Source organism: Micromonospora phytophila, from assembly GCF_023656545.1.
GTDB classification, from domain to species: Bacteria; Actinomycetota; Actinomycetes; order Mycobacteriales; family Micromonosporaceae; genus Micromonospora; species Micromonospora phytophila.
Genome location: NZ_JAMOKF010000174.1, coordinates 1 through 11429 on the forward strand (window position 1 = coordinate 1; position 11429 = coordinate 11429).

The 11429-nt window shown below is 72.5% G+C and carries 11 protein-coding genes; 3 read left to right on the top strand and 8 right to left on the bottom strand.

Going from position 1 to position 11429, the window contains the following annotated elements; translation table 11 throughout:
• Positions 1-678, bottom strand: a 678-nt coding sequence (locus NCC78_RS19625; protein WP_250796137.1) for an ACT domain-containing protein, incomplete at its 3' end; no start/stop codon positions are given.
• Between the two features lie 122 nt (positions 679-800).
• The gene (locus tag NCC78_RS19630; RefSeq protein ID WP_250796139.1) at positions 801-1499 is read right to left on the bottom strand and encodes an ACT domain-containing protein; all 699 of its coding nucleotides are present in this window, start codon (positions 1497-1499) and stop codon (positions 801-803) included.
• A gap of 150 nt (positions 1500-1649) precedes the next feature.
• On the opposite strand from NCC78_RS19630, the gene NCC78_RS19635 reads away from it, so the two are divergent.
• Together NCC78_RS19635 and NCC78_RS19640 are read left to right on the top strand one after the other, a co-directional pair.
• Positions 1650-2720 carry a phosphotransferase family protein gene (locus tag NCC78_RS19635; RefSeq protein WP_250796140.1) on the top strand — a complete coding sequence of 357 codons (1071 nt, stop codon included), beginning with the start codon at positions 1650-1652 and terminating at the stop codon, positions 2718-2720.
• Complete coding sequence (locus tag NCC78_RS19640) at positions 2720-3940, top strand: acyl-CoA dehydrogenase family protein (protein WP_250796141.1); 1221 nt, start codon at positions 2720-2722, stop codon at positions 3938-3940. The genes NCC78_RS19635 and NCC78_RS19640 overlap by 1 nt, the downstream gene beginning before the upstream one ends.
• 66 nt (positions 3941-4006) lie before the next feature.
• Here the strand turns inward: NCC78_RS19640 and NCC78_RS19645 are convergent, their stop codons facing one another.
• From NCC78_RS19645 to NCC78_RS19670, 6 genes are all read right to left on the bottom strand, one after another.
• The gene (locus tag NCC78_RS19645; RefSeq protein WP_250796143.1) at positions 4007-5053 is read right to left on the bottom strand and encodes a LacI family DNA-binding transcriptional regulator; all 1047 of its coding nucleotides are present in this window, start codon (positions 5051-5053) and stop codon (positions 4007-4009) included.
• Between the two features lie 82 nt (positions 5054-5135).
• On the bottom strand, positions 5136-6569 hold the full coding sequence (locus NCC78_RS19650) for a GH1 family beta-glucosidase (RefSeq protein WP_250796144.1): 1434 nt from the start codon (positions 6567-6569) through the stop codon (positions 5136-5138).
• On the bottom strand, positions 6566-7408 hold the full coding sequence (locus NCC78_RS19655; protein WP_250796145.1) for a carbohydrate ABC transporter permease: 843 nt from the start codon (positions 7406-7408) through the stop codon (positions 6566-6568). Before NCC78_RS19655 ends, NCC78_RS19650 begins: the two co-directional genes overlap by 4 nt.
• 10 nt (positions 7409-7418) lie before the next feature.
• Complete coding sequence (locus tag NCC78_RS19660; protein WP_250796146.1) at positions 7419-8390, bottom strand: carbohydrate ABC transporter permease; 972 nt, start codon at positions 8388-8390, stop codon at positions 7419-7421.
• Positions 8391-8514: 124 nt separating this feature from the next.
• Positions 8515-9807: an ABC transporter substrate-binding protein gene (locus NCC78_RS19665; RefSeq protein ID WP_250796147.1), complete on the bottom strand. Its 1293-nt coding sequence runs from the start codon at positions 9805-9807 to the stop codon at positions 8515-8517.
• A 306-nt stretch (positions 9808-10113) separates the two neighbouring features.
• Positions 10114-10659 (bottom strand): plasmid pRiA4b ORF-3 family protein, encoded by a 546-nt coding sequence (locus tag NCC78_RS19670; RefSeq protein ID WP_250796148.1) that lies wholly within the window; start codon positions 10657-10659, stop codon positions 10114-10116.
• Positions 10660-10808: 149 nt separating this feature from the next.
• On the opposite strand from NCC78_RS19670, the gene NCC78_RS19675 reads away from it, so the two are divergent.
• A partial coding sequence (locus tag NCC78_RS19675; protein WP_250796149.1) for a pyrimidine reductase family protein occupies positions 10809-11429 on the top strand: 621 nt, incomplete at its 3' end.

Consider the following 11429-nt stretch of genomic DNA (forward strand, 5'->3'; position numbering starts at 1 on the left):
TGGCGGGAGCGCCGCCCCGCCCAGGTAACGGCGGTACCGGCTGCGCGGCGAGCACCGCTCGTGCAGCTCCACCACGCCCGGCAGGTCGTCGGCGCTCGCCGGTCGTACCCCCGCCTCGGCGCCGTCCGGCAGGACCAGGGTGATCTGCTCGGCGGCCCGGCGCGCGACGGTGGCCGCCAGCCCGACCAGGGCCTGGGCCCGGGCGTACTCGGCCGGCGTGAAGTCCGGCGCGGCGCGGCGCAGCGCGTACGACCCGCCACCCGGGTCGGCCAGCAGCATGGTGGTGTCGCTGATCCCGCCGCCGGCACCGGCCGGCGCCGGGTGCCAGCTGACCGTGTCCGCCCCGAGCAGGGCCCGCAGCGCCTCCCCGGTCGCGTCCGGGTCCCGCACCAGCCGGTTGGCCAGCCCGATCACCCGGGTGGGCTGGTCGGCCAGCCCGCGCGCCTCGCTGCGCGCGACCCAGCAGTCCCGGCCCCGGCCCCGCTCCACGGCGGCGAGGAGGTCGGCTTCGTCGATCGTGTCGGGCGCGTCGACGAGGAAATCGTCGACCGCACCCCGTTCGGTGGTGTGCACCTGCACGGTGAGGATGTTGACCCCACGCAACGCGAGGCTCGCCGTGAGGACCGACAGGTAGCCCGGCCGGTCGTCCACGGTGGCCCTGATCCGCCACAGCGTCATGGTTGACTCCCTTCCCCCGTAGAAGGCTCGCCGGTGGCTGTTGCGTGCCGGTTGCCCCGGGGTGAAGGCTCGGATCGCGCCACCGCGACCTGCGCCACACCGGCCGGTCCCCCGACCGGCCCTCAGGTGGTGACCGGGGGCGCCCCGACCAGGTCGAGCCGGTCGCCGAGGATCACCGCGGCGGCCCGGACCAGCTGCGCGAGCCGGTCCACCTCGGTCGAGTGGAAATTCGCCGCGGCGAGCGTGTCGGTGTGCTCCCGCGCCACCACCAGCACCAGGCCGGCCCGGCCGAACGGCGCGACCGCGAAGTGGTCGCCGTCGGTCGTGGTCATCGACCGGGCGCGCAGCGGGGTCACCTCCGGCAACCGCGCCGGTACGGGCGCCTGCCAGCTCGCGTGCCCGACGGTCGCCTCCCCGCACTCCCCCGTCCGGGACGCCCAGTCGAGCGGCACCACCGCGGCGACCGCCCAGTCGGCGGCGAGCAGCCCGGGCACCGCGTCGACCAGCGTGGCGACCCCTTCGACCGGGTTCGCCGCGACCTGGGCCAGCAGTTCGGCGTCCTGTCCGGTGGTGGTGGGCGCGCCGATCGCCCGCCACACTCCGTCCACCCGCACACCGGGGATCGCCGCCAGACCGGCCAGCAGCCGCTCGACCCGCGCCGCGCCGGGCCAGACCACCGTGAAGTCGTCCACCGCGCGGCCGCCGAGCCGCTCCAGGACGACCACCTGGACGATGTCCGCACCGGACACGCCCATGGTGCGCGCGACCTGACCGAGCGTGCCCGGACGGTCCGGCAGGGTGACCCGAACTCGCAGCAACATGTCTGAACCCTCCGCTCGGCGGGCCGGCACCAGGGGCCGGCAGGCTGGGCACCAGCCTGCCCGGTGACCATTTCGTCCCCGTTGCAGTGGCATGTCCCGGGGGCAAAATCCGACCTTGACAACATGACGGAGGTGCCATCAACTATTCGGATGACCGAGCCGGCCGTCGACGCGCACGCCCCGACCGCCACCCCCCGAGGGCTCGACCTCGACCGGCTGGCGACGTACCTCGCGGCGCACCGGCCCGAGCTGGCCGGCGGGCCGCTGCGGGCCCGGCTCATCGCCGGCGGCAGGTCGAACCTCACCTACCTGCTGCGCGCCGGTGAGCACGAGGTGGTGCTGCGCCGCCCGCCGCTCGGGCACGTGCTGGCGACCGCGCACGACATGGCCCGCGAACACACGGTGATCTCCGCCCTCGCGCCGACCGACGTGCCGGTGCCGCGGGCGTTGCTGCTCTGCACGGACCCCGACGTGATCGGCGCGCCCTTCTACCTGATGGAACGGGTGCGGGGTGAGGTGTTCCGCAGCCGCGCGCAGACCGACCCGCTGACCGCCGGGCAGCGGCGGGAGCTGGCGATGGCGATGATGGACACCCTGGCCGCCCTGCACGCCGTCGAGCCGGGGTCGGTCGGGCTGGCCGACTTCGGTCGGCCGGAGGGCTACCTCGCCCGGCAGGTGCGCCGCTGGGCCGGGCAGCTCGACCGCTCCCGCAGCCGGCCGCTGCCCGGCATCGACGAGCTGCGCGACCTGCTCGCCGACACCGTGCCCGAGGGCGCCAACGCCGGCCGGATCGTGCACGGCGACTACCGGCTGGACAACCTCCTCGCCATCGTCGACCCGGTGGCGGTCCGGGCGGTGCTCGACTGGGAGATGGCCACCCTCGGCGACCCGCTGGCCGACCTCGGGCTGCTGCTGACCTACTGGGACGTGCTCGGCGACAGCGATGCCGCCGCCGGCAACCCGGTCGCCGACGGGCTCGGCCCGCGCGCCGGTTTCCCCACTGGATCGGAGCTGATCGCGCGGTACGCCGGCCGCAGCGACGTCGACGTCGGCCCGCTGCACTGGCACGTCGCGTTGGGCTGCTTCAAGCTCGCGGTGATCTGCGAGGGCATCCACTACCGGCACACGCTGGGGCAGACCCTCGGCGAGGGGTTCGACCGGATCGGCGACATGGTGGCGCCGCTGGTCGAGCACGGACTGCACGCGGTCAGGGAGAAGTGATGGATTTCGCGTACGACGCCCGGACCGAGCAGCTGCGCGCCGAGCTGACCGCGTTCCTCGATGAGCACGTCTACCCGGCCGAGGCGGTGCACGCCGAGCAGGTGGCCGCCGCCGGTGACCCCTGGTCCCGCCCACCCGTGCTGGCGGAGCTCAAGGCCGAGGCGCGCAAGCGCGGCCTGTGGAACCTCTTCCTGCCCGACCCGCGCTACGGCGCCGGGCTCACCAACCTCCAGTACGCTCCGCTCGCCGAGCTGACCGGGCGCAGCCCGCACCTGGCCCCGGAGGCGGTCAACTGCGCCGCGCCGGACACCGGCAACATGGAGCTGCTCGCCGAGTTCGGCTCGGCGGCGCAGCGGGAGCGCTGGCTGCGTCCGCTGCTGGAGGGTGAGATCCGCTCGGCGTTCTGCATGACCGAGCCGGAGGTCGCGTCCTCCGACGCCACCAACATCGCCACCCGGATCACCCGCGACGGCGGCCACTACGTGGTCAACGGCCGCAAGTGGTGGTCGTCCGGGGCGATGGACCCGCGCTGCGAGATCTTCATCGTGATGGGCAAGACCGACCCGGACGCCGACCGGCACCGCCAGCAGAGCATGATCCTGGTGCCCCGGGACACCCCTGGTGTGACGGTGCGCCGGGGCATGACGGTGTTCGGCTACAGCGACGCCCCGCACGGCGGGCACGCCGAGATCGACTTCACCGATGTCCGGGTGCCGGCGGAGAACCTGGTCGGGGCCGAGGGCGCCGGCTTCGCCATCGCCCAGGCGCGGCTCGGCCCGGGGCGGATCCACCACTGCATGCGGCTGGTTGGGATGGCCGAGCGGGCCCTGGAGCTGCTCTGCCGGCGGGCCAACGGGCGGATCGCCTTCGGCCGCCCCCTCGCCGAGCAGGGCGTGGTCCGCGAGTGGATCGCCGAGTCGCGGGTGCGCATCGAGCAGGCCCGGCTGCTGGTGCTCAAGACCGCCTGGCTGATGGACACGGTCGGCAACAAGGGCGCGCACACCGAGATCCAGGCCATCAAGATCGCCACGCCGGCGATGGCCGAGTGGGTGATCGACAAGGCCATCCAGGGCTACGGCGGCGCCGGCGTCAGCCAGGACACCCCGCTGGCCGCCCTCTGGGCCCAGGCCCGCACCCTGCGGCTGGCCGACGGCCCCGACGAGGTGCACCGCTCCTCCCTCGCCAAGCGCGAACTCCGCCGCTGGAGCACCCCCGCCTGACGGCACGCTCCGGCTCCCCGCCCGGCTCACCGTTCCCGGCCGGCCGGGCCCACGCCGATGCGCCCGTCAGGCGGAGGTGCGTTCGATGAGTTGGGTGTCCAGGAGGATGTGGGGGGACGGGAGGTCGTCGCCGCGGATGCGGGAGACCAGCAGGCGGGCCATCTGCCGGCCCATCTCCTCCACCGGCTGGAAGACCGTGGTCAGCGGCGGTTCGGCCTGCCGGGCGATCGGGGCGTCGTCGAAGCCGATCACGGCCACGTCCTCCGGCACCCGGCGCCCCGCCTCGCGCAGCGTACGGAGCGCGCCGAACGCCATCAGGTCGGAGGCGACGAAGACCGCGTCGAGGTCGGGGCAGACCTCCAGCAGCCGGCGCATCCCGGCCGCCCCGCTGCCCTCGCTGAAGTCCCCGTACGCGATCAGGTCGGGGTTGACCCCGCCCCCGGTGGCCTTGACCGCCTCCTTGTAGCCGGTCAACCGGGCCAGGCCGGCGCCCATGTCCTGCGGGCCGGCGATGGTGGCGATGCGCCGCCGCCCCCGGCCGGCGAGGTACTCCACGGCGTGCCGGGCGCCGCCGACGTTGTCCACGTCGACGAAGTACGCCGGCTGCGCGCCGGGTTGCAGCATCCGCGCCGGCCGGCCGCCGAGCACGGTGGGCAGCCCGCGCTCCTCCAGCAGGGTGGGCAGCGGGTCGGAGTCGTGCAGCGACAGCAGCAGCACCCCGTCGACGTGCTGGTTGGTCAGGTGGTGCTCGACCCGCTCCCGCTCGATGGGGGACTGCACCATGGCGAGCCAGAGCTGCAGCGGGGTCTCCAGCAGCCCGGAGCTGACCCCCCGGACGATGCCGGCGAAGAACGGCTCGGTGAAGACCCGGTCGCCGGACTCGGAGACGACCAGGGCGATCGAGTCGGTGCGCTGGGTGACCAGGGCGCGGGCGGCCCGGTTCGGCACGTACCCCAGCTCGGCGATGGCCTGCTGCACCGCGGCCCGGGCCTCGGGGCTCACCTGGGGCGAGCCGTTGACCACGCGGGAGACCGTGCCGCGGCCGACGCCGGCGCGGGCGGCGACCGCGTCGAGGGTCGGGCGCCCGAGCGACCGGGTGCGCTGCGTTGTCATCGTCTGCTCCTCCGACGTCGGGCGGACCCGGTGCCACCCGCCGGGGATGGACACCAGGACCGCCCTGATGGCTGGCCCGAGCCTATTGTGCGGCCAGACCGTTGCGTCGGATCACCTCGGCGTACCACCTGGCGCTGGACTTGGGGATGCGGACCTGGCTGTCGTAGTCGACGTAGATCATGCCGAACCGCTTGGTGTAGCCCCAGGCCCATTCGAAATTATCCATCAGCGACCAGGCGAAGTATCCGCGCAGGGGCACCCCGGCCTCGATCGCCTCGTGCGCGGCCCGCAGGTGGGCGTCGAAGTAGGCCAGCCGGTCGACGTCGTCGACCCGGCCGTCGACCACCGCGTCGACGAAGGCCGAGCCGTTCTCGGTGACGTAGAGGGGCAGGTCGGTGTACTCCTCGTGCACCCGGCGCAGCGTCTCCACCAGGCCGGGCGCGTCGATCTCCCAGTCCATGTCGGTGACCGGGACGCCCCGGGTGACGAAGCGGACGTCCTCGCTGCCCGGCCAGCACGACGGCGCCCGCCAGTACGCCTCCGGCTCGGCGCCCTCGACCGGGGCGGCGACCACGTGCCGGCTGTAGTAGTTGACCCCGACCAGGTCCAGCGGGGTGGAGATCACCGCCAGGTCACCGTCGCGCACGTGCCCGAAGTCGGTGACCTCGGCCAGGTCCGCCATCAGGTCCGCCGGGTATGACCCGCGCAGCAGCGGGTCGAGGAAGAACCGGTTGGCCAGCCCGTCGATGCGCCGGGCGGCGTCGACGTCGGCGGGCGCCTCGGAGGCCGGGGTGACCGGGTAGAGGTTGACCGTCACCCCCACCTCGGCGGTCGGCCGGGCGGCGCGCAGCGCCTGCACGCCGAGGCCGTGACCGAGCATCAGGTGGTGCCCGGCGCGGACCGCGTCCGCCCCGTCGGAGCGGCCCGGCGCGTGCACGCCCGAGCCGTAGCCGAGGAACGCCGAGCACCACGGCTCGTTGAGGGTGGTCCAGTAGCGCACCCGGTCGCCCAGCGCGTCGGCCACCAGCGTGGTGTAGTCGGCGAACCGCGCGGCGGTGTCCCGGGCCGGCCAGCCGCCGGCGTCCTCCAGCGGCTGGGGCAGGTCCCAGTGGTAGAGGGTCAGCCACGGCTCGATCCCGTGCGCCAGCAGCTCGTCGACGAGCCGCCGGTAGAAGTCCAGCCCCTCGGCGTTGGCGGGGCCGGAGCCGCCGGGCTGCACCCGGGGCCAGGAAACCGAGAACCGGTACGACTTCAGCCCCAGCTCCGCCATCAGCGCGACGTCGGGGCCGAGCCGGTGGTAGTGGTCGCAGGCGACGTCGCCGGTGTGCCCGGCGACCACCCGGCCGGGTGTGTGGCTGAAGGTGTCCCAGATCGACGGGGTCCGGCCGCCCTCGGCCGCGGCCCCCTCGATCTGGTACGCGGCGGTGGCGGCGCCCCAGAGGAAGCCGGGTGGAAAGGTCAGCGGCGAGCGCTCGTCGAGTACGTCGACGGCGGGCGGGCTGGCGGGGTTGCTCACGACTTGACGGCACCTTCCATGATCCCGCCGATGATCTGGCGGCCGAACAGAACGAACACGATGACCAACGGAACGGTACCGATGGCGGTGGCGGCGAACACCTGGGAGTAGTCGGTGTAGTAGGCGTATGACAGGAAGGCCAGGGAGACCTGGAGCGTCGGGTTCTCCGGGGTGAGCACCGCGTACGGCCACAGGAACGAGTTCCAGGTCTCCATGAAGGTCAGCAGGCCGAGCACGGCGGCGGCCGGGCGCAGCGCGGGCAGCACGATGTTCCAGTAGATCCGGAACGTGCTCGCCCCGTCCACCCGGCCCGCCTCGATCAGCTCGTCGGAGATCGCCTGGGTGGCGTACTGGCGCATCATGAACACGCCGAACGCGCTGACCAGGAAGGGCACCGTCACCGCGTAGAGGGTGTCGTACCAGTTGAGGTCCTGGACCATGCCCCAGAGCGGGATGAGCCCGAGCTGGGTGGGGATCATCATGGTCACGATGATCGCCAGCAGCAGGACGTTGCGGCCCCGGAAGCGCAGCTTGGCGAAGGCGAAGCCGGCCAGCGAGCCGGTGACGACCACGGAGACCGTCACCACCGCGGAGACGATCACCGAGTTGAGCAGGCCGGTGAGGAAGTTCGCCGCGTCGTTGTCGAGCACCCGGCCGACGTTGTCGCCGAACGAGCCGCCGGGGGTGGCCGGGGGCGGCACGTCGTTGATCGAGTCGAGGCTGCGGGTGGCGATGACGATCATGTAGTAGAAGGGGTATATGGAGAAGAGAGTCGCCAGGACGAGTGCGACGTAGGTCAGCGGGCTGGTGCGCCACAGGCGCCGGGAAGCCGAGTTCACGGGTCTCTCCTCACTTCACCGTGCGCCGGACGAGCAGGAAGTTCACCAGCGAGACGAACGCGATCATCAGGAACATCGCCCAGGCGACCGCGGCGCCGTAGCCGGCGGTGTTCAGGTTCTCGATGCCCAGCTCGTACATGTACATCGCCAGGGTCTGGAACTCGCGCTGGTCGCCGCCGATGATGTTGCCGTTGGCGAAGACCAGCGGCTCGGTGAAGAGCTGGAGCCCGCCGATGGTGGAGAGGATGACCACGAAGACGAAGGTCGGGGTGAGCATCGGCAGGGTGATCCGCCAGAACTGCTTCCACTGGCTGGCGCCGTCGAGGGCCGCCGCCTCGTAGAGGTCACGCGGGATGGCCTGCATGCCGGCGAGCAGGATCAGCGTGTTGTAGCCGGTCCAGCGCCAGTTGACCATGGAGGCGATGGCGGTCCAGGAGCTCCACCGCTCGGCGTCCCAGTCGACCGGGCCGACGCCGACGAAGCCGAGCAGCCAGTTAATCACACCGAAGTCGCGCTGGAAGAGCATGCCGAAGACGATCGCCACGGCGGCCACCGACACCACGTTCGGCATGAAGATCGCCATCCGGAACAACGTCCGGGCGCGCAGGAAAGTGCGGTTGAGCAGGTTGGCCAGGAACAGGGCGATGAGCAGCTGCGGGATCGTCGCCAGCAGGAAGATCCCGAAGGTGTTCATCGTGGCGTTCCAAAAGTACTCGTCGGAGACGAGCGCGGTGTAGTTGTCGAGCCCGATGAAGCTGCGGTCGCCGATCAGGTTCCAGTTGTGCAGGGACATCCAGGCGGTCCGCAGCATCGGGTAGAGCCCGAAGATGCCGAAGATCACGAAGAACGGCGCGATGTAGAGGTACGGCGAGTACTTCAGGTCCAGGCGGGTCAGCGTGTGGGCGCGGGAGCGTCGCCGGGTGGGCGGGCGGGGTGGCGGTGCGGCGGGTGACGGCGGCGTCGTCGTGGCAGAGAGGCTCATGCGGGGTCCTTTCCCCACGCCGGCGCGGGTGGGCGCGCCGGCGCGCAGGCGGTGGTACGCGGAACGGGACGCCACCGGTGGCGCCCGGGTTGGGACCCGGGCGCCACCTGGCGACGAGGTGGGGTCAGAAGGCGCCCTGCGTCTTGGCGTCCTTGGTGAACTGCTCCCAGGCCTTGTCCTTGGGGGACTGACCGTTCTCGTACGACCGCAGCGCCGGCTCGAAGGCGTTCTCCTTCACCGCCTGGTGCTTCGGCCCGAGGTGCAGCGGCTGGATCTTGGCGACGCTGTCACCGAAGATCTTGCCGGTCGGGGCGTTGTTGAAGTACTCGTTGGTGTAGGCGAGGAACTCGGGGTTCTTCAGCGCCTCCAGGTTGGTCGGCAGCGGGCCCTTGAGCTTGAACGCCGCCACCTGGCTCTGCGCGTTGGTCAGGTACTCGGCGAGCTTCGCCGCCCCCTTCGGGTACTTGCTCTGCTGCGGCACGGACAGCCACGAGCCACCCCAGTTGCCGGCGCCGCCGGGCACCGGGGCGACGTCCCACTTGCCCTTGTTCTCGGGGCCGGAGTTGTCCGCAACGATGCCGAGCATCCAGGAGGGGCAGAAGGTCGCCGCGAAGGTGCCCTGCTTGAAGCCGGCCGACCACTCCGGCGACCAGGTGGCCGTCTCGGCGGTGATGTTGGCGTCGGCCATCGCGACCCCGGTGTCCCAGGAGGCCTTCACCGCCGCGCTGCTCTCGGCGACGACGGCGTCCTGCTTGTCGTAGAAGAGGTCACCGCCCTGCTGGAACATCACCGCGCTGGCGGCGGTGGTGACCGAGTCGAGCAGCCCCTTGCCGGTGGCGGCGCGGTACTTCTTGCCGGTCTCGATGAAGCCGTTCCAGTCCGGCCAGAGCGCGGCCACCTGGTCCCGCTCGACCGGCAGCTTGGCGGCCTGGAAGAGGTCGCGGCGGTAGCAGACGGCGAGGCTGCCGACGTCGGTGGGCAGGCCCATCAGCCGGCCGTCCGGCGCCTTGCCCAGCTCGTACTTCCAGGGCAGGTAGTCCTTGCTGTGGTCGCCGACCAGCGGAGCGAGGTCGACCCAGTTGGCCGGGTTGGCCTTGAACTCGTTGAGGATGCCCTCTTCGAGGCCGATGACGTCGGCCGCGCCCTTGCCGGTGGCCAGCGCCCGGACGATCTTCGGCCGGTACTCGTTGAGCTGGGCGGTCTTGCGCAGCTCAACCTTGATCCCGGTGTCCTTCTCGTACTGCTTGATGATTTCGTCGTAACCGAACTCGCCGAACGTGTCCACGACCAGCTTGGCGGGCTTTTCCCCGGCCGCCGGCGCGTCGTCGTCCTTGCCGCAGGCCGCGAGGCCGCCCAGGGCGGTGATCGCGGCCAGGGCGGCGGCCGCCATGCGGGTACGCCGCGTGGTGAGGCTCATCGGTGACCCCTCTTTTCGGTGGTGAGGCTGACTGGGTGTGGTGGGGGTGCCGTGCGCCCGTGCCGGCGCCGGACGGGCCGGCGGTCGACCAGATCGGGCCCGGAGTGATCCGGGACACGTCACGGGAGCGCTCCCATGAGATTGCCGGCGGCTGTCAGGAGTGTCAATAGGCCTATGGGAGCGTTCCCAGATCGTTACCGCCGGGGCGTTCGGTCGACCGGTGGGACGCGGGCGCCAGGATCGGCGGGAACGGCGCGGATCGCCGGCCCGGTCAGGCGGGGGCGGCGGTGGGCCGGCCCGGGTGGGTCAGCAGAACCGCCGCAGCAGGGTGCCGGCCCGACCGGCGTCGAAGGCGTCGGGGTCGAAGGCGAGGCCGACCCAGTCGCGCATCGACCGGTGCTCCGGATGACCCGGATCGGCCAGCGCGGCCACCAGCGCCCGGTAGCCCACCGGGCCGCCGACGCCCTCCGGCGGGCAGGCCCGCTCACCGTCGAGGCAGGACGGGTAGCGCACGTCCTGCTCGGCGGTGAAGGCGTCCTCCACCACCAGGTCGTGCTCCCACCAGTCACCGAAGTCGTAGGTGTAGTGGAACCGGCTGCCCTTGCCGACCACCGCGTCCAGCCGGACGTCCAGCTCGTCGTGCAGGGCCAACTCGCCCTCCGGGTCGGGCTCGCCGTACTGCCGACCGTCGATCTCGAACGAGTGCAGGTGGCAGTCCCGCCAACCCATGCCGTGCTGCACCACCCGGTGCACCCGGTCCAGCGTGTAGCCGCCGGGCACGAGCACCCGGCGCCAGACCGGCGGCCGGACCCCGGCCAGCGAAATCCTCAGCTGGAAGATCTGACGCGGCATGCTGTCCCATCCTCCTCGGCATAGGCTGCGAGCATGATCTGCCGAGCGTGCCGGGCGAAGCGGCACGACGACTGTCCGGGCCGGAACTGGTGCGACTGCCAGCACCGTACCCCCCGGCCCACCCCTCCGGTCACCGGTCCGGCCAGCGAATGAGCGTCGGAATTCCGATCACGGCGCTCTGGCCGGCGCCGGCTACGCAGCCGCTGGACGACGCCGCGCTCACCGCGCTCTACGGCCGCGCCGACCACCCCCGCCTGCGGGTGAACTTCGTGGCCAGCGTCGACGGCGCGGTCAGCGTGGACGGCTACTCCGCCGGGCTCTCCGGCGAGCCGGACAAGCGGGTCTTCGGCCTGCTGCGGATGCTCTGCGACGCGCTGGTGGTGGCCGCCGGCACGCTGCGGCACGAGGGCTACCGGGCGGTCCGGCTCGACGAGCGGCGCCGGGCCTGGCGCCGCGAGCACGGCCTGGCCGAGTACCCCACGCTGGTGGTCGTGTCGGGCTCGCTCGACCTCGACCCGGCGCAGGCCGCGTTCGCCGACGCCCCGGTGCGGCCGGTCGTGCTCACCCGCGCCGGAGGGTCGGCACCGCCGCGGTTGACCGAGGTGGCCGACGTGGTGCGCTGCGGCAGCGAGCGGGTCGACCTCGCCGCCGGCCTCGCCGAGCTGCGCCGCCGCGGCTTCGACCAGCTGCTCTGCGAGGGCGGGCCGCAGCTGTTCGGCGCGCTCACCGCCGCCGACCTGGTCGACGAGGTCTGCCTCACGGTCGCGCCG

Coding starts and splice junctions, on each gene's coding strand:
- NCC78_RS19630 (WP_250796139.1), bottom strand. CDS start 1,499: ATGTTGCTGCGAGTTCGGGTCACCCTGCCGGACCGTCCGGGCACGCTC.
- NCC78_RS19635 (WP_250796140.1), top strand. CDS start 1,650: ATGACCGAGCCGGCCGTCGACGCGCACGCCCCGACCGCCACCCCCCGA.
- NCC78_RS19640 (WP_250796141.1), top strand. CDS start 2,720: ATGGATTTCGCGTACGACGCCCGGACCGAGCAGCTGCGCGCCGAGCTG.
- NCC78_RS19645 (WP_250796143.1), bottom strand. CDS start 5,053: ATGACAACGCAGCGCACCCGGTCGCTCGGGCGCCCGACCCTCGACGCG.
- NCC78_RS19660 (WP_250796146.1), bottom strand. CDS start 8,390: ATGAGCCTCTCTGCCACGACGACGCCGCCGTCACCCGCCGCACCGCCA.
- NCC78_RS19665 (WP_250796147.1), bottom strand. CDS start 9,807: ATGAGCCTCACCACGCGGCGTACCCGCATGGCGGCCGCCGCCCTGGCC.
- NCC78_RS19670 (WP_250796148.1), bottom strand. CDS start 10,659: ATGCCGCGTCAGATCTTCCAGCTGAGGATTTCGCTGGCCGGGGTCCGG.